This window comes from Mycobacteriales bacterium (genome assembly GCA_035690485.1).
Taxonomy (GTDB): Bacteria; Actinomycetota; Actinomycetes; order JAFAQI01; family DASSKL01; genus DASSKL01.
On record DASSKL010000099.1, the window covers coordinates 1 to 21,684 of the forward strand.

Sequence of the window (21,684 nt, forward strand, 5' to 3'; positions counted from 1 at the left end):
GGTTCCGGCGACGTGAAGTACCACCTCGGCGCCGAGGGCACCTACACCGCGCCGGACGGCGAGCAGGTCGCCGTGTCGCTGTCGTCGAACCCGAGCCACCTCGAGGCCGTCGACTCGGTGCTGGAAGGCATCGCCCGGGCGAAGCAGGACGTCATAAACCGCGGCGAGGAAGGCTTCACGGTCCTGCCGCTGCTGATCCACGGTGACGCGGCGTTCGCCGGCCAGGGCGTGGTGGCGGAGACCCTGAACCTCTCGCAGCTGCGCGGCTACCGCACCGGCGGCACCGTGCACGTGGTGGTCAACAACCAGCTGGGCTACACGACGGCGCCGACGGCCGGCCGGTCGAGCGAGTACGCCACGGACGTCGCGCGGATGGTGCAGGCGCCGATCTTCCACGTCAACGGCGACGACCCCGAGGCCGCGGTGCGGGTCGCGCTGCTCGCCTACGAGTTCCGCCAGGCGTTCAAGAAGGACGTCGTCGTCGACATGATCTGCTACCGGCGCCGCGGCCACTCCGAAGTCGACGAGCCGTCCTACACGCAGCCGCTGATGTACGACCTCATCGACGCGAAGCGCAGCGTGCGCAAGCTCTACACCGAGGCGCTGGTCGGCCGCGGCGACATCACGGTCGAGGAGGCCGAGCAGGCGCTGCGCGACTACCAGGAGCAGCTGGAGCGGGTGTTCGAGGAGACCCGCGACGCGGGTCGCACCCCGGCCGAGCCCGACGACGAGCCGGCGGCGCCGGACCTGTCGGTGCCGACGGCGATCAGCGAGGAAACCGTCAAGACGATCCTCGACACGCTGACCAGCCCGCCGCCGGGGTTCACCGTGCACCCGCGGCTGAAGTCGCAGTTCGACAAGCGGCCGCAGATGGTGTCCGACGGGCAGATCGACTGGTCGCTGGGCGAGACGTTCGCCTTCGGCTCGCTGCTGCTCGAGGGCACGCCGGTGCGCCTCGCCGGGCAGGACAGCCGGCGCGGCACGTTCGGCCAGCGGCACGCCGTGCTCGTCGACCGGCACACCGGTGACGAGTGGACCCCGCTGAAGAACCTGTCCGACGAGCAGGCCGACTTCTACGTCTACGACTCGCTGCTGTCGGAGTTCGCGGCGATGGGGTTCGAGTACGGCTACTCCGTCGCCCGACCGGAGGCGCTGGTGCTCTGGGAGGCGCAGTTCGGCGACTTCGCCAACGGCGCGCAGTCGATCGTCGACGAGTTCATCTCCTCCGGCGAGGCCAAGTGGGGCCAGCGATCGGCCGTGTGCCTGCTGCTGCCGCACGGCTACGAGGGCCAGGGTCCGGACCACTCGTCCGCACGCATCGAGCGCTACCTGTCGCTGTGCGCCGAGGGCAACATGACCGTGGCCTACCCCTCGACGCCGGCGCAGTACTTCCACCTGCTCCGCCGGCACGCCCGCTCCCGTCAGTGCAAGCCGATGGTGGTCTTCACACCGAAGTCGATGCTGCGCCTGCGCGCGGCGACGTCGGCCCGCGACGACTTCACCACCGGCGGCTTCCAGCCGGTCGTGCCCGACCCCGCCGCACCGCCGGCGTCCGGCGTACGCCGCGTGCTGATCTGCACCGGCAAGGTCTTCTACGACCTGGAGAAGGCGCGCCGCGAGAAGGATGTGACCGACACGGCGATCCTGCGGCTCGAGCAGCTCTACCCGCTTCCGGCCGATGCCGTGACCGCGGCCCTGTCGGCCTATCCCAGCGTCGAGAAGGTCGTCTGGACGCAGGAGGAGCCCGCCAACATGGGCGCCTGGCCGTTCGTCGCGCTGCACCTCACGGCGCACCTCGGCGGCACGCCGCTGCTGTGCGTCGCGCGTCCCGAGAGCGCCTCGCCCGCCGCGGGCTCCCACGCGACGCACGAGGAGGAGCAGGCGCGTCTGCTCGACCAGGCCTTCTCCGCCTGAACGATGTACTTCACCGACCGAGGCATCGAGGAGCTGACGCAGCGGCGCGGCGAGGAGGAGGTCACCTTCGCCTGGCTGGCCGACCGGCTGATTGAGTTCGTCGACCTCAACCCCGATTTCGAGGTCCCCGTCGAACGCCTGGCCACCTGGCTCGCGCGCCTCGACGAGGAGTGACGGCGAGCCCGATAGCCACAGGTCGGGTGATCGCCGCGCGGCCGGTCGCCCCGTATCCTCGGAATGTTCGCGGTCGCCGGCAGGTGGCCGGTGCACGCACACCGAAAGCCAGCACGCAATGCCAGCCAGCCCTGCCAGCCCCGTGTTCGTCGACGACTCCGGTCGGCGGCACCGGATCGTGCGCGCCTCGGGCTGGGTCCTCGCCGTCGTCGTCGTGCTCTACCTCGGGCTGCTGGGCGTGAGCCTGGTCGGCAACCCCGACGTCGTTCCCCTGTCCCTGCCGGCGATCGGGCACCTGCTCCCCGGCCCGGGCGCGCCGCTGATCGACACGCCGCGACACGACCACGGCACGTCAGGAGACGTGCTGGCCACCGTCCCGCAGCAGCGCGCCGGCACCGCACCACCTGCCCCGACGACGGCCACGGCGCGTACGACGACCGCGTCGACCTCCGTCGCCCCGGCGCTCTCACCCACGCCGGTGGCCGCGACCCAGCCGCTGCACGGAAAGTCCGCCACCGCCCCCTCACGCACGCCCACGACCACGACGTCGCCGGCGACCTCGACACAGCCGCGCTCCGCCCAGACGCCTCCGGCGTCCTCCAAGGCGTCGACGCACAGCGCGCACTGGCGCGCCGCCACGACCGCACCGTCACCCGCGCCGACCCCGTGACCCGGCGACCCGGCCGTCGGCGATCGCTGCGCGCCCCGTCGGCGCACTGGCTGCTCGTCGGTCTGGTCGCGTTCGCCGTCGCCGGCGGGCTGCTGCTGCAGGGTTACGCCCACAACGACGTCGGCCACGCGGCGACGAAGCCGGCGACCGCAACGGGCGTCTCTGCTGCGCCCGGGCCCGGTGCGGTCGTCTACTCCGCACGCGGGCGGCTCGCCTCGCGCGGCCTGCCGGCGCGCACGGTCGCGCTCACCTTCGACGACGGGCCCGACGCCACCTGGACCCCGAAGATCCTCGAGGTGCTGCGCCGCGAGCACGTGCCCGCGACCTTCTTCGTCGTCGGCAGCCGCGTGGCGTCACACGCCGACCTCGTCCGGCGGGAACTGGCCGGCGGCAACGAGGTGGGCAGCCACACGTTCACCCATGCCAACCTGGGCGAACTGGCCGGCTGGCGCGACAACCTCGAGCTCTCGCTGGCGCAGCTCGCCATCGAGGGGGCCACCGGCAGAGCCACCGTGCTGCTGCGCCCGCCGTACTCCTCCACCCCCGACGCCGTCACCCGCAGCGACCTGAGGGTGATGAAGCTCGCCGCGCGCGACGGCTACCTCACCGTGCTCGCCGACCGCGACACCGACGACTGGAAGCGCCCCGGCTGGCGGCACATCGTCGCCAACGCGCTGCCGACCGGCGACCGTGGCGGCATCGTCCTCATGCACGACGGCGGTGGCAACCGGGCCGAGACCGTCGCGGCGCTGCCGCACGTCATCGACGAGCTGAAGGCCCGCGGCTACCGCTTCACCACGGTCACCGGCGGGCTCGGCCTGGCCGCCGGCTCCGCCGACCAGCCCGCCTCCGGCCTGCAGCACCTGCAAGGCCGGGCGCTGCTGCTCGCGCTGCGGCTGAGCGGCTGGCTCAGCCTGCTCGTCACCTGGGTGGTCCTGCCGCTCGGCGTGCTGACCCTGCTGCGCACGCTGGTGGCGGTCGCCCTCGCCTTCCGGCACGCCCGCCGGCCGATCCCGGCCGCCCCGGCGCACCTGCCGCCGGTCTCGGTCGTGGTCCCCGCCTACAACGAGGCGGTCGGCATCGAGGCCGCCGTCCGCTCGCTGACCGCATCGGACTACCCCGAGTTCGAGATCGTCGTCGTCGACGATGGCTCGACCGACGCGACCGCCGGCATCGTCGAGGGGCTCCACCTGCCCGGCGTACGACTGGTGCGGCAACCCAACGGCGGCAAGGCAGCGGCGCTGAACACCGGCATCAGCGCGGCCCGCCACGACGTGCTCGTGCTGGTCGACGGTGACACCGTGTTCCAGCCCGACACCGTGCGCGAGCTGATCCAGCCGCTCGCCGACGACGGCGTGGGTGCGGTGGCCGGCAACACGAAGGTCGGCAACCGCGGCGGTGTGCTCGGACGCTGGCAGCACCTGGAGTACGTCGTCGGCTTCAACCTCGACCGGCGCATGCTCGACATCTTCGGCTGCATCACGACGGTGGCCGGAGCAGTGGGCGCGTTCCGGCGGGAGGCGCTGGAGCGGGTGGGCGGAGTGAGCCTCGACACCCTCGCCGAGGACACCGACCTCACGATGGCGGTGCTGCGCTCCGGCTACCGCGTGGTCTACCAGCCGCGGGCCATCGCCTGGACCGAGGCGCCGCAGACGTTGACCGACCTGTGGCGGCAGCGCTACCGCTGGGCCTACGGGACGATGCAGGCGATCTGGAAGCACCGCCACGCGGTCGTCGAGGGCGGGCAGGCCCGCCGGCTCGGGCTGATCGGCCTGCCCTACGTGTTCGCCTTCCAGGTGGTCTTCCCGCTGCTGTCGCCGGCCATCGACCTGTTCGCGCTCTTCGGGCTGCTGTTCCTCGACCCGGTGCCGATCGCCGCGGCGTGGTGCGTGTTCGTGCTGCTGCAGACGCTGACCACGCTCTACGCGCTGCGGCTCGACAAGGAGTCGCTGCGCCCGCTGTGGGCCGTGCCGCTGCAACAGTTCGTCTACCGGCAGATGATGTACCTCGTCGTCATCCAGTCGGTGATCAGCGCGCTGGCCGGGGTCCGGCTGCGCTGGCACAAGCTGCACCGCACCGGTGACGCCGTGACCGCGGTGAGCCTCCCCGCGGACGGCGCCTGACCGCGACCCGGCGCACACACCGGAGGCCGAGCCTCCGACGGGTCAGAGCCGCGCGACGCCCTCGCGGCGCGCGGCGTCGGACACCGCAGCAATGACGGCCGGAGCCGCCCGCTCGTCGAACGGGCTCGGGATGATGCAGTCGGGCGCCAGGTCGTCGCCGACGACCGCGGCCAGCGCGTCTGCCGCCGCGAGCTTCATCCCCTCGGTGATGGCCGATGCCCGCACGTCCAGCGCGCCCCGGAAGACGCCCGGGAACGCCAGCACGTTGTTGATCTGGTTCGGGAAGTCGCTGCGTCCGGTGGCCACGACGGCGGCGTACCTGTGCGCGACGTCGGGGTGCACCTCGGGGTCGGGGTTGGCCATCGCGAAGATGATCGCGTCCTTGGCCATCGTCGCGACGACCTCCTCGGGTACGGTCCCGGCGGACAGCCCGACGAAGACGTCGGCGCCGGCCAGCGCCTCGTTGATGGAGCCGCAGAGCCGATCCTTGTTGGTGATCTTCGCGATCTCCGCCTTGACGGAGTTCAGGTTGTCGCGGCCCGCGTAGATGATGCCCTTGCTGTCACCGATGCACAGGTCGCCGATGCCGGCCTCGATCAGCATCTTGCTGACCGCGATGCCCGACGCGCCCGCGCCGGAGACGACCGCGCGCATGTCGGACAGCTTGCGGCCGACGACCTTTGCGGCGTTCTTCAGCGCGGCGGTCGCGACGATCGCGGTGCCGTGCTGGTCGTCGTGGAAGACCGGGATGTCGAGCAGCGCCTTGAGGCGTTCCTCGATCTCGAAGCAGCGCGGCGCGCTGATGTCCTCGAGGTTGATGCCGCCGAACGCCGGCGCCAGCCGCACCACGGTCTCCACGATCTCGTCGACCTCGCGGCAGTCCAGGCAGATCGGCACCGCGTCGACACCCGCGAAGTTCTTGAACAGCAGTGCCTTGCCCTCCATGACCGGCAGCGCCGCCTCCGGGCCGATGTCACCCAGGCCCAGCACCGCGGTGCCGTCGGTGACCACGGCGACGGTGTTCGACTTCCACGTGTAGTCGTAGGCGAGGTCGCGGTCCTCGGCGATCGCCATGCAGACGCGGGCCACGCCCGGCGTGTAGGCCAGCGACAGGTCGTCGCGGTTGCGCAGGGGCACCGTCGAGACGACCTCGATCTTGCCGCCGCGGTGCAGCGCGAACGCCGGATCGTCGTCCCGTGGGGACGCGGAGGCAGCAGTCATGGGCAGCGGTGTACCCCGTTCGGTCGAGAGATGCGCGGGCGGGGCCAGATGATCGACAGACACGAGAGAGCTCCGGGCAACACGGATAGGGAGTGGGAGCCCGGTAGGGCCCGTCGACGACGGCGCGGGGGTTACCCGACCCGACGATTGTCGCACGCCGCGGCGAGCGCTTTCGCCCGGGCTCAGCGCAGGCCGGCGAGGTCCAGCGTCTGGCCCACGTAGACGAGCGACGCGTCGGCGCCGATCACACCGGAGTTGTGCCGGTAGATCTGCGTGACGAGAGCCTCGATCGCGGCCGGGGTCGCGGCCGGTCCCAGCAGCTCGTGCGCGATGCTCCACAACGAGTCGCCGGCCTGTACGACGTAGTGGTCGGCCGTCGCGACGGTGACGGGGGCGGTGGCAGCCGCCGGCGCCGGCGGGGCGGCAACCGGGTCTCTCGGGGCAGCCACCGCAACGACCGTCGGGGCCGGTGCGGCGGCCACCAGCGCACGGAACGGGTCCCGCGGCGCATGCGTCGGCACCACGACCGGGGCCGGTGCGGCGGCCACGGCGCTGCTGCCGGCCGGGGGCGCCGCAGCGGGCGGGTCGGACGCGACGGCGTTCGGGCGCGGCACGGCGACCTCGGTCCCGATCGCGCGCGCGATCGGGTGCTGGGCGACCACGACGACCGCGAGACCCGCGACGACCACGGCGCTGAGGGCAGTGGGCGAGCGCAGCGCGGCGACCGGCCCCGACAGGTCGACGGACGGCGCCGCGACCGGCCGTGCGGCCACCCCGACTGCGGTCATGATCCACTGATCGGCCATCCGGGTGACGGCTGAATGGCCCGTCGGAGCCATTTCCGGGCTGGTCCGGCCCGCGCCTTACCGTGGCAGCGTGCAGATCGAGCAGCTGGCCGTGCCCGACGCGTGGGTGTTCACCCCACGGCAGTTCCCGGACGACCGCGGCGTCTTCCTCGAGTGGTACAAGGCCGACATCGTGGAGAAGGCCGTCGGCCACCGGCTCACGCTCGCCCAGGCCAACCACTCGGTCTCCCGGCGCGGCGTCGTACGCGGCATCCACTACGCCGACGTGCCGCCCGGCCAGGCGAAGTACGTCTACTGCCCGCGCGGTGCGGTCCTCGACGTCGTGATCGACATCCGGCTGGGGTCGCCGACGTTCGGCGTCATCGACAGCGTGCGGCTCGACGACGTCGACCGGCGCGCGGTCTACCTGGCGGAGGGCCTCGGCCACGCCTTCATGTCGCTGCAGGACGACTCCGTCGTCACCTACCTGTGCTCCACGCCGTACAACCCGTCCGGCGAGCACGGCGTCGACCCCACCGACCCGGCCATCACGCTCCCGTGGCCGGCCGACGTCGAGCCGGTCCTGTCCCCCAAGGACGCCGACGCACCGACGCTCGCCGAAGCCGCTGCGCAGGGACTGCTGCCGGCCTACGACGACTGCCTGGAGCACTACCGCCGGCTGCGCACGAGCGGCCAGTAGCGGCACAGCACCCGGCCGCGCAGCGCCTGCGCGGCCACCGGGCCGAAGACCCGGCTGTCGGTGCTCTCGAGCGGGTTGTCCCCCTCGACCCAGGCGGCGCCGTCGGCCGTCCAGCGCACCAGCCGCTTGACGCCGAGCGGCCGATCGGGCAGGTCGACGACGACCAGCGCCCCCACTCGGGGCCGCGGCCGCGGCCAGCGCCAGACGAGCAGGAAATCGCCGGGCACGAGGGCCGGCAGCATCGACCGGCCGGCCACCGCGACCCGGGTGATCGGGAAGACCATCGTCACCTCTGGGTAGCACGACGCGCCGGGGGTAGGTTCGGCGTGAAGATCCGGGCCAGTGAATCCGGGCCAGTGAAAGGAAGGATGACCCATGCCGCTGCTGCGCAGCCTGCTCACCCCGCGGACGACCGTGCACGCCCACTGCGACCTCCCGTGCGGGATCTACGACCCCGCGCAGGCCAAGGTCGAGGCCGAGTCCGTGCACTCCATGCAGAAGAAGTACCAGGACAACGACGACCACGACTTCCGCACCCGCGCCCTGATGATCAAGGAGCAGCGGGCAGACCTCTGCAAGCACCACCTGTGGGTGCTGTGGACCGACTACTTCAAGCCCCAGCACCTCGAGAAGTACCCGAACCTGCACGAGCTGTTCTGGAAGGCCACCAAGATGGCCGGCTCGGCCGGGGCCGACGGGCTGGCGGGCGTGAAGGCGTCCAACGACCCGGCGACGGGACAGAAGCTGCTCGACCTGATCGACCAGATCGCGAAGATCTTCTGGGAGACCAAGAAGGCCTAGCTCGACCGCGGCCGGGGCACGGGGCCGTCGCCGCTGGGCGACCCCCGTGCCCCGCCATTAACACCTCGTCGCACGACGTGTCGAGGGTTCCTACTCGGGGGTACCGTCGAGTGCCGACAACGTGGCGGCGAGGCGGCAGACCCTGACCGAACAGATTGGAGCGCGGATGTCGGACGACTCGGGTGCAGCGAGGCCCGCGTCGGCGAACGGGGGCGGCAGCGCAGGCGCAACCGCGCACGGGGTCGACGCCCGCGACGTCGTCTCGATCCGACTCCCCGCAGCCGGTGCCTACCTGTCCGTCCTGCGGACGGCGACCGCTGGCCTCGCCGCCCGCCTCGACTTCACCCTCGACGAGATCGAGGACCTGCGCATCGCCGTCGACGAGGCGTGCGCGATGCTGCTCAGCCAGGCCGTCGCCGGCGCCGACATCGAGTGCGACTTCGAGCTCGACGGCGACTCGATGCGCGTGTCGGTGAGCGTCCTCACCTCCGACGGCACGGAGCCGTCGCGCGACACGTTCGCCTGGACCGTGCTGTCTGCACTCGCCGGCGAGGTCGACAGCTCCGCCGACGTCGACAAGCGGGTCACGATCCGGCTGGTGAAGCGCCGCCAGGAGGCAGGGGGCGCGTGAGCTCGCCGCAACCCATCGAGGAGAAGCACGACGTGGCGACGGTGGAGCAGCCGGCCACGTCGGCGGAGCAGGCCTCCGACAAGCCGACACGCAGCGAGCGGCAGAGCCACGACCGCGAGCGCGCTCGGGCGTTGTTCCACCAGCTGGCCGACCTGCCCGACGACGACCCGACCCGCAGCCGGGTGCGCGACGAGCTGGTCGAGATGCACCTGCCGCTGGTCGAGTACCTCGCCCGCCGGTTCCGCAACCGCGGGGAGCCGCTCGACGACCTGGTGCAGGTCGCCACGATCGGCCTGATCAAGTCGGTCGACCGGTTCGACCTCGAACGCGGGGTCGAGTTCTCGACCTACGCCACCCCGACCATCGTCGGTGAGATCAAGCGGCACTTCCGCGACAAGGGCTGGGCGATCCGCGTCCCCCGCCGGCTGCAGGAGCTGAAGCTCCTCATCACCAAGGCGACCAGCGAGCTGTCGCAGCGCCAGGGTCGCTCCCCGACCGTCAGCGAGCTCGCGCAGCACCTCGGTATGAGCGAGGAAGACGTCCTCGAGGGCCTCGGCTCCGCCAACGCCTACTCGGCCGTGTCGCTCGACGCCCCCGACAGCGGCGACGACGACTCCCCCGCGGTCGCCGACAGCCTCGGTGTCGTCGACGAGTCACTCGAGGGCGTCGAGTACCGCGAGTCGCTCAAGCCACTGCTGGAGAAGCTTCCGCCACGGGAGAAGAAGATCCTGCTGCTTCGGTTCTTCGGCAACATGACCCAGTCGCAGATCGCCGCCGAGCTCGGCATCTCCCAGATGCACGTGTCCCGGCTGCTCGCCCGCACTCTCGCCCAGCTGCGCGAAGGCCTGCTCGTAGACGAGTAAGGGGCGACTCGCTACTCCCAGGGGGCGCGCGCCTGCGGCGACCCCAGCAGCAGGAGCAGCACGATCGCCGGGACCGCGACCACCACAGCGCCGTACGCCGTCAGGCCGACCTGCAGCAGCGACACGCCTACGGGCACCGCCAGCAGCTGCGTCAGCACGGCCGGGCTGCGCGCCCAGCGGCGAAGTCCGGCGAGCCCGCGCGCGACCCACAGCAACCCCGCACCGGTGGCGGCGGTCAGCGCGGCTTCCACCTCGGTCAGCGCCAGGCTGGTGTCGACGTGGCGCCACAGCGGGGCGATCGCGACGTAGAAGCCGCCGACGAGCACGCCCACGCCCTCGGCCGCGAGCAGCACGACCACCGTGCGCAACGGGGTGGGGAGCTCGGCGAGGCGGGGCACGTTGATCGACACTAGCGGGGCCCATCCGGCCGATAGGGTGTGCCTTCATGCGCGCGCTCCTCGTCGCCAACCCCAAAGCCACCGCCACCACCGCTCGGGGCCGGGACGTGCTCTTCCGCGCGCTGGGCAGCGAGCTGAAGGTCGATGTCGCCGAGACGCAGCGGCGCGGCCACGCGATCGAGCTGGGCCGCCAGGCCACCGCCGACGGCATCGACATCGTCGTCGCGCTCGGCGGCGACGGGACGGTCAACGAGGTCATCAACGGCATGCTCGCCGCGGGACCCGGCCAGCAGGTCCCGATGCTCGCCGTCGTCCCGGGTGGCAGCACCAACGTGTTCAGCCGTGCGCTCGGCGTCTCCCGCAACCCGGTCGAGGCGACCAGCGAGCTGCTCGACGCGCTGCGCGGCGGACGCAGCCGGCTGCTGTCGCTGGGTCGTGCCGACGAGCGCTGGTTCACGTTCACCGCCGGCCTCGGCCTCGACGCGCAGGCGATCCGCACCGTCGAGCGCAAGCGGCTGGCCGGCCGGCGGGCGACGCCGACGATGTTCGTCAATGCCGCCCTCAGCGAGTACCTGCTGCGCAGTGACCGCCGCCGACCGACGATCACCCTGACCCGACCCGGCCGACCCGATGTGCCGCACCTCTACCTCGGCATCGTCACCAACACCGTGCCGTGGACCTACTTCTTCGACCGGCCGGTGCACGTCACCCCCAAGGCGACGTTCGAGACGGGGCTGGACCTGTTCGCGATGCGCCGGCTCGGGCTGCTGCCCACGACCCGCGCCGCGCTGGGCATGCTCCACGCGGCCGGGCACGGTCCGCGGGGCCGCGCGGTGCTGCAGGAGCACGACCTGCACGACTTCACGCTGAGCGCGACCCGGCCCCTCGCCTTCCAGGTCGACGGCGACTACCTCGGTGAGCGCGAGTGCGTCCACTTCACCGCCCACCGCGACGCATTACGCGTCGTCGTGTGACCAATCCGACAGGCTCAGAGCGGATACATGGGCTGACGGTGCTTGCGAAGCGACGCCACTCCGCCATAAGTTCGTGACCGTACGGCGGACAACGCCGTAGCAGACCGGCGGAGATCGTGAAAAACTTCACGATCTTCGTTGCGGAGAAGACAGCTGCGGGGACACTCGCCCCGACGACACGAGGAGAACGCCACCATGGACTGGCGCGACCACGCCGCCTGCCTCGACGAGGACCCGGAGCTGTTCTTCCCGATCGGCAACACCGGCCCCGCGCTGGTGCAGGTCGCCGAGGCCAAGGCGATCTGCCGTCGTTGTGACGTGCTGCAGGAGTGCCTCGACTGGGCCGTGAGCAGCGGCCAGGACGCCGGCGTGTGGGGCGGCATGTCCGAGGACGAGCGCCGCGCGTTCAAGCGCCGCGCCACCCGGGCCGCTCGCACCGGCGCCTGACGCCGATACCGCACCGCCGGGCGCGTCCCGCGCGCATACTCGACGCATGGCCGAGCGCTACATCCGCCCGCCGATCGTCGGTGCCGAGCCGCGATCGGACCGGCTGGCGGTCTGGCGGTTCCGGTTGCTGCTGCTGCTCGTCGTGATCGCACTCGCGATCGTCGTCGTCGAGGTCATCCAGCTCGCGGGTGCCGGCAACACCGAGCAGAGCCCGAGCCTGACCGGCGGCCTCGGCCTCTTCGGCTAACCGGCGATCGGCAGCGGCAGGTCGAGCGCCGCCCGCGTGCCTCCGGCCTCGGCCGTCTCGAGCGTCAGCGTCCCGCCCAGCTCGCCCTCGACGAGCGTGCGCACGATCTGCAGCCCGAGCCGGTCCGACGTGTCGACGGAGAACCCGGCCGGCAGGCCGATGCCGTCGTCGGTGACCTGCACCGACAACCGGCCGCCCCGCTGTCGCGCCTCCACCCGCACCTGCCCGGCGTGACCGTCGAACGCGTGCTCCACGGCGTTCTGCAACAGCTCGGTGAGGACCATCGCGAGCGGTGTGGCCACCTCGGCCGGCAGCACGCCGAACGACCCCTCCCGGTGCGCCAGCACCCGACGGTCCGGCGGCGCCATCTCGGTGACCATGCCGACGACCCGGTCGGCGATCGCGTCGAAGTCGACCGCCTCGTCGAGGGTCGCCGACAAGGTCTCGTGCACGAGCGCGATCGAGGTGACCCGGCGCATCGACTCCTCGAGCGCGAGCCGCGCCTCGGGCGAGGCCAGCCGACGCGACTGAAGCCGCAGCAGCGCCGCCACCGTCTGCAGGTTGTTCTTCACCCGGTGGTGGATCTCGCGGATGGTCGCGTCCTTGCTCATCAGCGCGCGCTCGCGCCGGCGCAGCTCGGTGACGTCGTGCACGAGCACGATCGCGCCGATGTGCCGGCCACCGGGGTTGAGCGGGATCGCCCGCAGCTGCACGACCGCATGCGGGGTCTCGACGTCACCCATCCTCGACACCCGGCCGGTGGCCACCACGCCGACCGGCTCGTCGACCGGTCCCCGCGCGGGTGCCAGCGCGGTGGTCAGCGCCGAGAGGTCCTCGCCTTCCAGGTCGCCGGTGACGCCGAGCCGACGGTAGGCCGATAGCGCGTTCGGGCTGGCGTAGAGCACGACCCCCGACGGGTCGAGCCGGATCAGCCCGTCCCCGACGCGCGGGCCCGAGTCGTCGGCGACCGCCGCCGCCTCGACCGGGAACCGGCCCTCGGCAACCATCACCGCGAGGTCGCCCGCGGTCTGCAGGTAGGTGTTCTCGAGCCGGCTGGGAGTCCGCGGGGCGCCCAGGTTCGTGTCGCGCGCGATCACGGCGATGACCCGGCTCCCGCGGCGTACCGGCACCGCCTCCTCGCGCACCGGCACGCCCTGCACCCAGACCGGCTCGCCCTCCCGCACGATGCGGGCCTCGCCGAGGGCGACCCCGAGCTGCGGCCGGCGGCTCGCGGCCATCACCTGCCCGACCTTGTCGTCGTGGTACGCCGTGGGGCCGGTCGTCGGGCGCATCTGGGCGACCGCGAGGAATCCGTCGCCGGTCCGCACCGGCACCCAGAGCACGAGGTCGGAGAAGGACAGGTCCGCCAGGAGCTGCCACTCGGCGACCAGCCGGTGCAGCCACTGCAGGTCGCCGGGGCTCAGGTCCACGTGCGCGCGGACCAGATCTCCCATGCTCGGCACGACACCGAGCCTAGGGGCTTACGCCACGAGACCCAGGCGGCGCAGCTCGACGGTCAGGTCGTGCGGGTGGCTCGACGCCGACATGGCCGCCTCGAGGGTGACCACGCCGTCGCGGATGAGCGAGACGAGGTGCTGGTCGAACGTCTGCATGCCGTAGAAAGCACCTTCACCGACCAGCTGGGTGATCGTCGAGGTCTTGTCGGAGTCGGAGATCGCCTCGGCGATGCGGCCGGTGTTGATGAGGATCTCCATCGCGACGCAGCGGCCCTCGCCGTCGGCCCGGGGCACCAGCCGCTGACAGATCACGCCGCGCAGCGAGCCGGCCAGGCCGAGCCGGACCTGCTTCTGCTCGTGCGGCGGGAAGAAGTCGATGATGCGGTTGACGGTCTCCTCGGCGTCGGTCGTGTGCAGGGTCGACATGACGAAGTGGCCGGTCTCCGCGGCGGCCAGCGCGGCCTTCACGGTCTCGGCGTCGCGCATCTCGCCGACGAGGATGACGTCGGGGTCCTGCCGCATCGCGGCCCGCAGCGCGACCGAGAAGTCGTCGGTGTCGACCCGGACCTCGCGCTGGTTGATCATCGCCAGCTTGTCGAAGTGCAGGACCTCGATCGGGTCCTCGATCGTGACGACGTGCACCTCACGGTTGCTGTTGATGTGGTCGACCATGCCGGCCAGGGTCGTGGTCTTGCCCGAGCCGGTCGGCCCGGTGACCAGCACGAGACCGCGGGGCTCGAGCGCGAGGTTCGCCAGCACGGGGGGCAGGCCGAGGTCGTCGAGCGGGATCGCGCCCACGCTCACCCGGCGGAAGACCAGACCGGCGGAGCCGCGGGAGCGGAACGCGTTGACGCGGAACCGGCCCACCCCGGACAGGGAGTAGGCGAAGTCGGCCTCGTTGGTGCGGGCGAACTCGTCCGCGAGGTCGGCCCGCAGCACTTCCAGCACCATCTGCTCGGTGTCGGTCGCGGTGAGGTCCCGCGTCTGCAGCTTGCGCAGCCGGCCGTCGATGCGGACCCGGGGCGGGGAGCCGACCTTGCAGTGCAGGTCGGACCCGCCGCACTCGACGAGGGCGCGCAGGAACGGCTCGATGGTCAGCGATTCGCTCACACGGTCTCTCTCGGCCGTTCGGGCGTCCCACTTGACGCCTTGGCGGGCTAGCCGATGACCGCGATGACGTCGCCCTCCTGGACGACGTCGCCCTCGCCGACCCGCAGGTCGGTGACCGTGCCACCGGCCTCGGCGACGACCGGGATCTCCATCTTCATGGACTCGAGGATGACCAGGGTGTCGCCCTCGGCGACCGTGTCGCCCTGGCTGACGACGACCTTCCAGACGTTCGCGACCATCTCCGCGCGCACCTCGCCGGCCACGCCGCCTCCTCGCCTCGCTGTCCCGACCGGGCGGATCATGTCACGAGCGGTGGTCCAGCTCCCGCTGCAGGCGTTCGGCGGTACGCCGCCAGTGCTCGGCCTCCGCGCGGGTCTTGCGGACCTCGTCGGTGAGGTCACGGACCAGGCCACCGTCCGGCTCGGCGGGTGCCACCGTCATCCGGCGTACGCGGACGGCGGCGGCGAACAGGACGACCGCGACGATCGCGAGCACGGCCGCCGCGAACAGCGCGAGCGCGGAACCCGCGCTCACCGCCCGGTCCAGCGCGGCGGGCGCTTCTCGAAGAACGCCGCGATGCCCTCCTCGACGTCCTTGGTCGTCGCGAGCAGCGAGAGCTGGGCCTGCATGGCCTCGAGGCCGGCCTCCAGCGACATCTCCGGCACGGCCGCGAACGACGCCTTGCCCAGGCGCACGGCCGCGGGCGCCTTGCCGGCGAGCCGCGCGACCAGCGCCTCGAAGTCGGCGGCATAGGTCTCGGCGGGCAGCACCCGCGAGACCAGCCCCATCCGCCAGGCCGTGTCGGCGTCGATGCGGTCAGCGAGCAGCATGAGGTCGAGGGCGTGCTTGGGCGACACGTGCCGGGCGAGCAGTGCGCTGACCATGAACGGCCAGAGCCCGAGATCGACCTCGGGCAGCCCGAACCTCGCGTCGCTCGAGGCCACCACGAGGTCACAGCCCATGGCCAGCCCCATCCCACCGGCCAGGCACAACCCGTGCACCCGCGCGACGACCGGCACCGGGCAGGCGCGCATCGCAAGGACCACCTGCACCAGCAGCCCGCGCCCCTCGTGCTGCTCCAGGCCGGTCGCGTCGTCGGCCATGCCGGTGAGGTCCGCACCGGAGCAGAACACCTTCTCGCCGGCGCCGGCCACGACGACCACGCGCGCGTCACCGACGCCGACCAACGCGTCGAGCAGGCCGCGCATGACCTCGGTCGACAGCGAGTTGCGCCGGGCCTCCCGATCGATCGTCAGCGTCAGCACGCCACCGTCGCGCTCCGCGCGTAGCTCGCCCATGGGCCGCAGACTAAGGGGCATGGGGCTCGTCATCGCGGTGCTGGTCGGCGCGCTCGTCGTCGGCCGGGCAAGCGGCGGGTCGCTCGCACGGCTGGCGGCGATCCCGATGCGCCGGCGCCGCCTCGTGGTCGCCGCCGTCGCCGTGCAGGTCCTCGGCGTCGTGCTCGCGGTGTCGCTCGCCGGTGGCAGCGGCACGGCGTACGCCGCGACGCTGGCCGCCTCGGCGGCGTTCGTCCTCGCCTTCGTGGTGCTCAACCGGCGGCTGCCCGGGATGGTGCTGGTCGCAGCCGGTCTCGTCCTCAACGCGGCGGTCGTGGCGGCCAACGGCGCCATGCCGGTCTCGCTCGTCGCAGCGGCCCGGGCGGGCGTCGACACCCGCGCCATCGCGCTCGGCAGCGACCCGCGACACGTCCTCGCCGGCGAGCGCACCCGGTGGAACCCGATCGGCGACGTGGTCCCCGTGCCGCTCCCCTGGCAGGCCGAGGTCGTCAGCCCCGGCGACGTGCTGATCGCGGCCGGCCTGGCCGAGCTGATTTCGGTTGGCATGCGCCGGCGCAGCACCTAACGTGCGGCGGGTGTCCGGGCTCGCGGTGCTGCGCGGGCGCGACTTCCGGCTCTGGGTGCTCGGAGACGCCGCCTCGCTGACCGGCACGATGATGGCCCCGGTCGCCGTGACGTTCGCGCTGCTGCGACACGGGCACGGCGCGGGCGACGTCGGGCTCGTGATGATGGCGCAGAGCCTGCCGCTGGTCGGCTTCCTGCTCCTCGGCGGGGTGATCAGCGACCGCTTCCCCCGGCGGACGGTGATGCTCTCGGCCGACCTCGTGCGCTGCGCGGCGCAGGCGCTGCTCGCCGGCCTGCTGCTGTCCGGGTCACCGTCGCTGTGGACCTACGCCGTGATCGGCGCGGTCGTGGGCGCGGGCGACGCGTTCTTCAACCCGGCCGTCACCGGGCTCATCCCGCAGCTCGTCGACGAGCAGCGGCTGCAGGAGGCCAACGCGATCCGCGCCGTGTCGTGGTCGGCCGGCAGCGCGCTCGGCCCGGCCCTCGCGGGCATCGTCCTGTCGGTGGCCGCAGCCGGGTGGGCGATCGCCGCCGACGCGCTGACCTACGCCATCAGCGCGGCCTGCCTGTGGCGGGTCCGGCCGCGCCCGCTGACGTCGCCCGCGCTGCCGGGCCGGGTCCTCGACGACCTGCGGGCGGGCTGGCGGGAGTTCCGGTCGCGGACGTGGCTGTGGAGCATCGTCGCGGAGTTCGCCGGCTTCCACGTGGTCGTCTGGCCGGGGCTGATGGTGCTCGGCGCGGTGGTGGCCAAGCAGGACCTCGGTGGCGCCGGGTCGTGGGGCGCGATCCTCGCGGCGTTCGGCACCGGCTCGGTGCTGGCCAGCCTCGTGCTGCTGCGGGTGCGCCCACGCCGGCCGCTGCTGGCCGGCGCCTGCGGCATGTTCCCGTTCGGGCTGCCGCTGCTGGCTCTCGCCGTCCCCCTGTCCACCGCGGCCGTTGCGGCCGCGGCGTTCGCGGCCGGCGTGGGCATCGGCGTGTTCGGCACGATGTGGGACACCACGATGCAGCGGGAGATCCCGCCGCACCTGCTGTCGCGGGTCAGCGCCTACGACTGGTTCGGCTCGGTGGCCTCGATGCCGCTGGGGTTCGCCGTCATCGGACCGCTCGCGACGGTGCTCGGCCTGCGCGGGACGCTCGTGCTCGGCGCCTGCTGGCTGCTCGCCACCAACGCGCTGATCGCGGCGCTGCCGGCGGTGCGCGGCATCACCGCACCGGCCGATGCGTCAGCGCAGGGCGGGCTCGCCGTGCCGGCGCACCCAGCCGGCCCAGGCACTCTCGACCATGTCGCGCAGGTCGTGCCGGGCCCGCCAGCCCAGGTCTGACCGGATCCGGTCGACCGCGGCCACCGTGCGAGCCGGGTCACCGGGCCGCCGGGCGACCACGACCGGGTCGACGTCGAGCCCGGTCACCTCGCCGACGGCGGTCATCACCTCGCGCACGCTGACGCCCTCGCCACGCCCGACGTTGTAGGTCGCGGAGTCACCGCCGGCCACGAGGTGCCGCAGCGCCGCGACGTGCGCGTCGGCGATGTCGCCCACGTGCACGTAGTCCCGGACGCAGGTGCCGTCCGGGGTCGGGTAGTCGGCGCCGAAGACCTGCGGCCGCTCCCCCGCCGCCAGCGCCCGGAACACCAGCGGGATCAGGTTGAAGACACCCGGGTCGCCGAGGTCCGGGTCGACCGCCCCCGCGACGTTGAAGTAGCGCAGCGAGACCGCGCGCAACCGGCCCGCCGTGGCCAGCGCGCGCGACATCCACTCGCCGATCACCTTGGTCTCGCCGTAGGGACTCATCGGCACCAGCGGCGCGCCCTCGTCGACGAGGTCGCGGTCGGGCATGCCGTAGACGGAGGCGCTGGAGGAGAAGACGAACGACCCGACCCCCTCGGCGACCGCGACGTCGAGCAGCGTCGCGAGGCCGGCGACGTTCTCCCGGTAGTAGAGCAGCGGATCGGCGACGGACTCCCCGACCTGCTTCTTGGCGGCGATGTGGACGATGCCTGCGACGTCGTGGTCGCGCAGCGTCCGGCGTACGACGTCGGCGTCGCCGACACCGGCACGCACCAGCGGCACGTCACCGACCCGACCGGCCTCGCCGGTGGACAGGTCGTCGAGCACGACGACCTGCTCGTCGTCGGCCCGCAGCGCGCGGACGACGTGCGCCCCGATGTAGCCGGCGCCGCCGGTCACCAGCCAGGAGGCCATCCGAGGTCAGTCGGCGCGGAACTCGACGCTGCCGAACTCCACCCGCACCTGCTGAAGCCGCGTCAGCACCCTGAGCCGCAGGCCCTCCGGGGCCTGCTCCCCGCCGCAGCAGCGGGCGACGAGCGCCTTGACCTCCTGCTCGAGGCCGTACTGGCGCAGACAGGGCGCGCACTCGTCGAGATGGATCCGGATCTTGCCGCGGCCCTCGTCGTCGAGCTCCTCACCGTCGAGGTAGAGGTAGACCCGCTCGATGACGTCGCGACAGTCGGTTTCGTGCGGTTGGCCGCAACTCATCGTGCCTCCGCGTTGGTCTCACGGGCGGCGGAGTCGGCGCTCCCGTCCTCGGCGGGCTCGGCCCAACCGGGGCGGAGGAAGCCGCGATCGAGGGCGTAGTGCTCGAGCTGGTTGCGCAGGGCGCGGCGGCCGCGGTGCAGGCGCGACATCACGGTGCCGATCGGCGTGCCCATGATCTCGGCGATCTCCTTGTAGGCGAACCCCTCGACATCGGCGAGGTAGACCGCCATCCGGAAGTCCTCCGGGAGGTTCTGCAGCGCTTCCTTGACGTCGGAGTCGGGCAGGTGGTCGAGCGCCTCGGTCTCCGCGGAGCGCAGGCCCGACGAGGTGTGCGACTCGGCTTGCGCCAGCTGCCAGTCCTCGATGTCCTCACCGGCGGACTGCTGCGGCTGCCGCTGCTTCTTGCGGTAGCTGTTGATGAACGTGTTGGTCAGGATCCGGTAGAGCCAGGCCTTGAGGTTGGTGCCCTCCTCGAACTGGTGGAAGGCGGCGAAGGCCTTGACGAACGTCTCCTGGACGAGGTCCTCGGCGTCGGCGGGGTTGCGCGTCATGCGCAGCGCCGCGGAGTAGAGCTGGTCGAGGTAGGGCAGCGCGGTCTCTTCGAACCGCGCGCTGCGCTGCTCGAGGGTCTCCTCGACCGTGCTCACCCCCTCCTGGTCCGGGGCCGGTGCGGCGGCCTCGCCTGCGACCTGCCCGGCGAACGCTATCGCGACACCCAGCTGGTCGTCGGGCAGCGGGAAGGGCGCCCAGCGAGGCGCGGTGCGGCAGCTCACTCCGGTCACGTCCGCAGCAACGCGACGCACGGGACGCGGATTCCCGTGGCCGTAGCATGACGTGCATGGGTGACTACCACCCGGCGGTGGAGCAGTACCTCGAGACGATCATGGAGCTCGAGGAGTCCGGCATCCCGCCGCTGCGCGCGCGCCTCGTCGAGCGGCTCGGCGTCTCGGCACCCGCGGTGTCGGAGACGGTCGCCCGCCTGGAGCGGGAGGGATACCTCACCCTCGACGACCACCGGGTCATGCGGCTGACCGACAGCGGCCGGCACCTGGCGACCGCGGTGATGCGCCGGCACCGGCTGGCCGAGCGGCTGCTCGTCGACGTGCTCCAGGTGCCGTGGCACCAGGTGCACGAGGAGGCCGGGCGGCTCGAGCACGCGATCAGCGACAACCTCGAGCAGCACCTGGTGCGCCTGCTCGGCGACCCGGCCACCTGCCCGCACGGCAACCCGATCCCGGGCTCGGCCAACGCCGTCGACCCCGGCCCGCTGACCCCGCTCGCGAGCGTGTCCGGGCCCGCCGTCGTACGCCGCATCGACGAGGAGATCGAGGCCCGGGCGGAGTTCATGCTGCTGCTCGAGGAGCGCGGGCTGATGCCCGGTGTGCCGGTCACGGTCTACGGCGCGGTGGGCAACGAGGTGGCAGTCGAGACCGACAACGGTCGCGGCGAGATCCCGGCCTGGGTGGCCGAGCGGGTCTACGCCGGCCGGCCGGCCTGACCGAGGGCGTCGACCCAGCCCGAGACGGCCGCGGCGACGGCGTCGAGGTCGGCGGTGAGCGTGTGGTCGCCCGGTACGGCGACCAGCGTGGTGTCCGGCGCCGCCGGGAATTCCCCCGGCCGGCCGAACGGGTCGCGCTCGCCCTGCACGACGAGGACCGGTACGCCGGCGCCCAGCAGCTCCTCGAGCCGGCTGCGCTCGGGCCGGCCGGGCGGGTGCAGGGGGAAGGCCAGCGCCACGACGCCGGCGGCCCCCAGCGAGAGCGCGGTCCGGCAAGCCACCCGGGCGCCGGCGCTGCGGCCGCCGACCACCAGCGGCACCTCGCCGGTCTCCGCCCGCGCCGCCGCGACCGCGGCGCGGAACGCCTCGTCGAGCCGCGCGGCGACGGTCACCGGAGCCCGGCGCCCGGCCACCCGGTAGGGCTGCTCGACCAGGGCGACCGCGTGCCCTTCGGAGATCAGCCGGGCGCTGACGGCCCTGAGATCGGGCGCGTCGACGCCGCCCCCGGCGCCGTGCCCCAGGCAGACGAGCGCGCCGGCCCGCGCGGCGGCGTGCAGATGGACGCGGGCATCGCCGGACGCGGTCGCGACGACGCGCGTGCGCGGTCGGCTCAGCGGGGGGTGTCCGGGGTGCCGGCGAGCCAGGCGCCGCGCATCGTGCGGCGCTCGTCGACCGTCGTCCCGCCCCAGACCCCGTCGCAGTCGCCGGTCTCGAGTGCGGTCGCCAGACACGGCCCGAGCACCGGGCAGCGCTGGCAGATCTCGACCGCGGGTTGCGGGTCCTGCGCGGCGTGCGGGAAGAACAGCTCCGGGTCCTGCTGCAGGCACAACCCGCCGGTGCGCCACGAGGGATCGGGGCAGCGCGCCTCGACCGCGGCGCGGAAGCGCGGGTCACGGCGTACCTTGCGCATCTCCGCGGGCGCGAGCACCCGGGGGCGGCCAGCGGGGCTCACCGGCGGCTCTCCAGCTTGGCCTGGCAGTCGCGGCAGCGGGCCGCTTCGGGGCGGGCCTCGAGCCGCTCGGGCACGAGCTCCTGACCGCACTCCACGCAGCGACCGTAGGTGCCGGCGTCGATCCGCGCGATCGCGCGGCGCACTTCGTCCTCCTGGACCTGCAGCGCCTCGATCACGGCGTCCTCCCGGTCGGCGTCCGACAGGAGGGTTGCGGTGTCGGCCTGGTGCTGGTCGTAGGTGCTGAGCTCCGAGTTCTCGTGCGCACCCTCGTCACGCAGCGTCCGCGCGGACTGCTGCAGGTCGGCCAGCATCTCCTCGAGTCGGGTGCGTGCGGTCTCGGTGTCCACGCGGACGACCCTGCC

The 21,684-nt window shown here is 72.8% G+C and carries 29 protein-coding genes; 14 read left to right on the forward strand and 15 right to left on the reverse strand.

The window, feature by feature from the left end; genetic code table 11:
* The 4 genes from VFJ21_14875 to VFJ21_14890 form a co-directional block, all read left to right on the forward strand.
* Window positions 1–1,914, forward strand: a 1,914-nt coding sequence (locus VFJ21_14875; GenBank protein HET7408404.1) for a multifunctional oxoglutarate decarboxylase/oxoglutarate dehydrogenase thiamine pyrophosphate-binding subunit/dihydrolipoyllysine-residue succinyltransferase subunit, incomplete at its 5' end; no start/stop codon positions are given.
* Between the two features lie 3 nt (window positions 1,915–1,917).
* The gene (locus tag VFJ21_14880) at window positions 1,918–2,088 is read left to right on the forward strand and encodes a DUF6104 family protein (protein ID HET7408405.1); all 171 of its coding nucleotides are present in this window, start codon (window positions 1,918–1,920) and stop codon (window positions 2,086–2,088) included.
* A gap of 118 nt (window positions 2,089–2,206) precedes the next feature.
* Window positions 2,207–2,758, forward strand: a complete 552-nt coding sequence (locus VFJ21_14885; GenBank protein ID HET7408406.1) for a hypothetical protein — start codon at window positions 2,207–2,209, stop codon at window positions 2,756–2,758.
* Complete coding sequence (locus VFJ21_14890; GenBank protein ID HET7408407.1) at window positions 2,755–4,881, forward strand: bifunctional polysaccharide deacetylase/glycosyltransferase family 2 protein; 2,127 nt, start codon at window positions 2,755–2,757, stop codon at window positions 4,879–4,881. Before VFJ21_14885 ends, VFJ21_14890 begins: the two co-directional genes overlap by 4 nt.
* Before the next feature lie 42 nt (window positions 4,882–4,923).
* Here the strand turns inward: VFJ21_14890 and VFJ21_14895 are convergent, their stop codons facing one another.
* Window positions 4,924–6,102 carry an NADP-dependent malic enzyme gene (locus VFJ21_14895; GenBank protein HET7408408.1) on the reverse strand — a complete coding sequence of 393 codons (1,179 nt, stop codon included), beginning with the start codon at window positions 6,100–6,102 and terminating at the stop codon, window positions 4,924–4,926.
* 182 nt (window positions 6,103–6,284) lie between these two features.
* Window positions 6,285–6,890: a LysM domain-containing protein gene (locus tag VFJ21_14900; protein ID HET7408409.1), complete on the reverse strand. Its 606-nt coding sequence runs from the start codon at window positions 6,888–6,890 to the stop codon at window positions 6,285–6,287.
* Between the two features lie 88 nt (window positions 6,891–6,978).
* Here VFJ21_14900 and rfbC point away from each other — a divergent pair, with 88 nt between their 5' ends.
* The gene (rfbC, locus tag VFJ21_14905) at window positions 6,979–7,587 is read left to right on the forward strand and encodes a dTDP-4-dehydrorhamnose 3,5-epimerase (GenBank protein ID HET7408410.1); all 609 of its coding nucleotides are present in this window, start codon (window positions 6,979–6,981) and stop codon (window positions 7,585–7,587) included.
* On the opposite strand, the gene VFJ21_14910 is transcribed toward rfbC, so the two are convergent.
* Window positions 7,557–7,871: a S26 family signal peptidase gene (locus tag VFJ21_14910; protein ID HET7408411.1), complete on the reverse strand. Its 315-nt coding sequence runs from the start codon at window positions 7,869–7,871 to the stop codon at window positions 7,557–7,559. The two genes, rfbC and VFJ21_14910, sit on opposite strands and share 31 nt — an antisense overlap.
* Window positions 7,872–7,962: 91 nt before the next feature.
* Here VFJ21_14910 and sodN point away from each other — a divergent pair, with 91 nt between their 5' ends.
* From sodN to VFJ21_14925, 3 genes are all read left to right on the forward strand, one after another.
* Window positions 7,963–8,388 carry a superoxide dismutase, Ni gene (gene sodN, locus VFJ21_14915; GenBank protein ID HET7408412.1) on the forward strand — a complete coding sequence of 142 codons (426 nt, stop codon included), beginning with the start codon at window positions 7,963–7,965 and terminating at the stop codon, window positions 8,386–8,388.
* A 166-nt stretch (window positions 8,389–8,554) separates the two neighbouring features.
* Window positions 8,555–9,019, forward strand: coding sequence for an anti-sigma regulatory factor (locus VFJ21_14920; protein ID HET7408413.1), 465 nt, complete (start codon window positions 8,555–8,557; stop codon window positions 9,017–9,019).
* Window positions 9,016–9,882, forward strand: coding sequence for an RNA polymerase sigma factor SigF (locus tag VFJ21_14925; GenBank protein ID HET7408414.1), 867 nt, complete (start codon window positions 9,016–9,018; stop codon window positions 9,880–9,882). Before VFJ21_14920 ends, VFJ21_14925 begins: the two co-directional genes overlap by 4 nt.
* A gap of 11 nt (window positions 9,883–9,893) precedes the next feature.
* Here the strand turns inward: VFJ21_14925 and VFJ21_14930 are convergent, their stop codons facing one another.
* On the reverse strand, window positions 9,894–10,280 hold the full coding sequence (locus VFJ21_14930) for a hypothetical protein (GenBank protein ID HET7408415.1): 387 nt from the start codon (window positions 10,278–10,280) through the stop codon (window positions 9,894–9,896).
* 47 nt (window positions 10,281–10,327) lie between these two features.
* On the opposite strand from VFJ21_14930, the gene VFJ21_14935 reads away from it, so the two are divergent.
* The 3 genes from VFJ21_14935 (at window position 10,328) to VFJ21_14945 (ending at window position 11,948) form a co-directional block, all read left to right on the forward strand.
* Window positions 10,328–11,254, forward strand: coding sequence for a diacylglycerol kinase family protein (locus VFJ21_14935; GenBank protein ID HET7408416.1), 927 nt, complete (start codon window positions 10,328–10,330; stop codon window positions 11,252–11,254).
* A gap of 195 nt (window positions 11,255–11,449) precedes the next feature.
* Window positions 11,450–11,701 carry a WhiB family transcriptional regulator gene (locus tag VFJ21_14940; GenBank protein ID HET7408417.1) on the forward strand — a complete coding sequence of 84 codons (252 nt, stop codon included), beginning with the start codon at window positions 11,450–11,452 and terminating at the stop codon, window positions 11,699–11,701.
* Window positions 11,702–11,747: 46 nt separating this feature from the next.
* Window positions 11,748–11,948, forward strand: a complete 201-nt coding sequence (locus VFJ21_14945) for a hypothetical protein (protein HET7408418.1) — start codon at window positions 11,748–11,750, stop codon at window positions 11,946–11,948.
* Here VFJ21_14945 and VFJ21_14950 read toward each other — a convergent pair.
* The 5 genes from VFJ21_14950 to VFJ21_14970 are packed head-to-tail and all read right to left on the reverse strand — an operon-like array spanning window position 11,945 to window position 15,813.
* Entirely contained in the window at window positions 11,945–13,402 is a 1,458-nt protein-coding gene (locus VFJ21_14950; protein HET7408419.1) for a histidine kinase N-terminal domain-containing protein, read from the reverse strand. The genes VFJ21_14945 and VFJ21_14950 overlap by 4 nt on opposite strands.
* Before the next feature lie 27 nt (window positions 13,403–13,429).
* The gene (locus VFJ21_14955; protein ID HET7408420.1) at window positions 13,430–14,515 is read right to left on the reverse strand and encodes a PilT/PilU family type 4a pilus ATPase; all 1,086 of its coding nucleotides are present in this window, start codon (window positions 14,513–14,515) and stop codon (window positions 13,430–13,432) included.
* A 47-nt stretch (window positions 14,516–14,562) separates the two neighbouring features.
* Complete coding sequence (locus VFJ21_14960) at window positions 14,563–14,778, reverse strand: biotin/lipoyl-binding carrier protein (GenBank protein ID HET7408421.1); 216 nt, start codon at window positions 14,776–14,778, stop codon at window positions 14,563–14,565.
* A 40-nt stretch (window positions 14,779–14,818) separates the two neighbouring features.
* Entirely contained in the window at window positions 14,819–15,049 is a 231-nt protein-coding gene (locus VFJ21_14965) for a hypothetical protein (protein HET7408422.1), read from the reverse strand.
* On the reverse strand, window positions 15,046–15,813 hold the full coding sequence (locus VFJ21_14970; protein HET7408423.1) for an enoyl-CoA hydratase-related protein: 768 nt from the start codon (window positions 15,811–15,813) through the stop codon (window positions 15,046–15,048). Before VFJ21_14970 ends, VFJ21_14965 begins: the two co-directional genes overlap by 4 nt.
* A gap of 19 nt (window positions 15,814–15,832) precedes the next feature.
* On the opposite strand from VFJ21_14970, the gene VFJ21_14975 reads away from it, so the two are divergent.
* On the forward strand, window positions 15,833–16,378 hold the full coding sequence (locus tag VFJ21_14975) for a DUF5317 family protein (protein ID HET7408424.1): 546 nt from the start codon (window positions 15,833–15,835) through the stop codon (window positions 16,376–16,378).
* Between the two features lie 10 nt (window positions 16,379–16,388).
* Window positions 16,389–17,699 (forward strand): MFS transporter, encoded by a 1,311-nt coding sequence (locus tag VFJ21_14980; protein ID HET7408425.1) that lies wholly within the window; start codon window positions 16,389–16,391, stop codon window positions 17,697–17,699.
* On the opposite strand, the gene galE is transcribed toward VFJ21_14980, so the two are convergent.
* Genes galE through VFJ21_14995 form a run of 3 tightly spaced genes read right to left on the reverse strand, consistent with a single transcriptional unit; the run spans window position 17,601 to window position 19,519 of the window.
* Window positions 17,601–18,578: a UDP-glucose 4-epimerase GalE gene (galE, locus tag VFJ21_14985; protein ID HET7408426.1), complete on the reverse strand. Its 978-nt coding sequence runs from the start codon at window positions 18,576–18,578 to the stop codon at window positions 17,601–17,603. The two genes, VFJ21_14980 and galE, sit on opposite strands and share 99 nt — an antisense overlap.
* 6 nt (window positions 18,579–18,584) lie before the next feature.
* Window positions 18,585–18,872: a mycothiol system anti-sigma-R factor gene (rsrA, locus tag VFJ21_14990; GenBank protein HET7408427.1), complete on the reverse strand. Its 288-nt coding sequence runs from the start codon at window positions 18,870–18,872 to the stop codon at window positions 18,585–18,587.
* On the reverse strand, window positions 18,869–19,519 hold the full coding sequence (locus VFJ21_14995; GenBank protein ID HET7408428.1) for a sigma-70 family RNA polymerase sigma factor: 651 nt from the start codon (window positions 19,517–19,519) through the stop codon (window positions 18,869–18,871). Before VFJ21_14995 ends, rsrA begins: the two co-directional genes overlap by 4 nt.
* A gap of 191 nt (window positions 19,520–19,710) precedes the next feature.
* Here VFJ21_14995 and VFJ21_15000 point away from each other — a divergent pair, with 191 nt between their 5' ends.
* The gene (locus VFJ21_15000) at window positions 19,711–20,370 is read left to right on the forward strand and encodes a metal-dependent transcriptional regulator (GenBank protein ID HET7408429.1); all 660 of its coding nucleotides are present in this window, start codon (window positions 19,711–19,713) and stop codon (window positions 20,368–20,370) included.
* On the opposite strand, the gene VFJ21_15005 is transcribed toward VFJ21_15000, so the two are convergent.
* The 3 genes from VFJ21_15005 to VFJ21_15015 are packed head-to-tail and all read right to left on the reverse strand — an operon-like array spanning window position 20,349 to window position 21,669.
* A complete protein-coding gene (locus tag VFJ21_15005) occupies window positions 20,349–21,071 on the reverse strand; it encodes an alpha/beta family hydrolase (protein ID HET7408430.1) in 723 nt (240 codons plus the stop codon). The genes VFJ21_15000 and VFJ21_15005 overlap by 22 nt on opposite strands.
* Window positions 20,981–21,280, reverse strand: coding sequence for a WhiB family transcriptional regulator (locus VFJ21_15010; protein ID HET7408431.1), 300 nt, complete (start codon window positions 21,278–21,280; stop codon window positions 20,981–20,983). The genes VFJ21_15005 and VFJ21_15010 overlap by 91 nt, the downstream gene beginning before the upstream one ends.
* Window positions 21,281–21,318: 38 nt before the next feature.
* Window positions 21,319–21,669, reverse strand: coding sequence for a TraR/DksA C4-type zinc finger protein (locus VFJ21_15015; GenBank protein HET7408432.1), 351 nt, complete (start codon window positions 21,667–21,669; stop codon window positions 21,319–21,321).
* Window positions 21,670–21,684 lie beyond the last annotated feature (15 nt).

Coding starts and splice junctions, on each gene's coding strand:
- VFJ21_14880 (HET7408405.1), top strand. CDS start 1,918: ATGTACTTCACCGACCGAGGCATCGAGGAGCTGACGCAGCGGCGCGGC.
- VFJ21_14885 (HET7408406.1), top strand. CDS start 2,207: ATGCCAGCCAGCCCTGCCAGCCCCGTGTTCGTCGACGACTCCGGTCGG.
- VFJ21_14895 (HET7408408.1), bottom strand. CDS start 6,102: ATGACTGCTGCCTCCGCGTCCCCACGGGACGACGATCCGGCGTTCGCG.
- VFJ21_14900 (HET7408409.1), bottom strand. CDS start 6,890: ATGACCGCAGTCGGGGTGGCCGCACGGCCGGTCGCGGCGCCGTCCGTC.
- VFJ21_14910 (HET7408411.1), bottom strand. CDS start 7,871: ATGGTCTTCCCGATCACCCGGGTCGCGGTGGCCGGCCGGTCGATGCTG.
- sodN (HET7408412.1), top strand. CDS start 7,963: ATGCCGCTGCTGCGCAGCCTGCTCACCCCGCGGACGACCGTGCACGCC.
- VFJ21_14920 (HET7408413.1), top strand. CDS start 8,555: ATGTCGGACGACTCGGGTGCAGCGAGGCCCGCGTCGGCGAACGGGGGC.
- VFJ21_14935 (HET7408416.1), top strand. CDS start 10,328: ATGCGCGCGCTCCTCGTCGCCAACCCCAAAGCCACCGCCACCACCGCT.
- VFJ21_14940 (HET7408417.1), top strand. CDS start 11,450: ATGGACTGGCGCGACCACGCCGCCTGCCTCGACGAGGACCCGGAGCTG.
- VFJ21_14945 (HET7408418.1), top strand. CDS start 11,748: ATGGCCGAGCGCTACATCCGCCCGCCGATCGTCGGTGCCGAGCCGCGA.
- VFJ21_14950 (HET7408419.1), bottom strand. CDS start 13,402: ATGGGAGATCTGGTCCGCGCGCACGTGGACCTGAGCCCCGGCGACCTG.
- VFJ21_14970 (HET7408423.1), bottom strand. CDS start 15,813: ATGGGCGAGCTACGCGCGGAGCGCGACGGTGGCGTGCTGACGCTGACG.
- VFJ21_14975 (HET7408424.1), top strand. CDS start 15,833: ATGGGGCTCGTCATCGCGGTGCTGGTCGGCGCGCTCGTCGTCGGCCGG.
- galE (HET7408426.1), bottom strand. CDS start 18,578: ATGGCCTCCTGGCTGGTGACCGGCGGCGCCGGCTACATCGGGGCGCAC.
- rsrA (HET7408427.1), bottom strand. CDS start 18,872: ATGAGTTGCGGCCAACCGCACGAAACCGACTGTCGCGACGTCATCGAG.
- VFJ21_15000 (HET7408429.1), top strand. CDS start 19,711: ATGGGTGACTACCACCCGGCGGTGGAGCAGTACCTCGAGACGATCATG.
- VFJ21_15010 (HET7408431.1), bottom strand. CDS start 21,280: ATGCGCAAGGTACGCCGTGACCCGCGCTTCCGCGCCGCGGTCGAGGCG.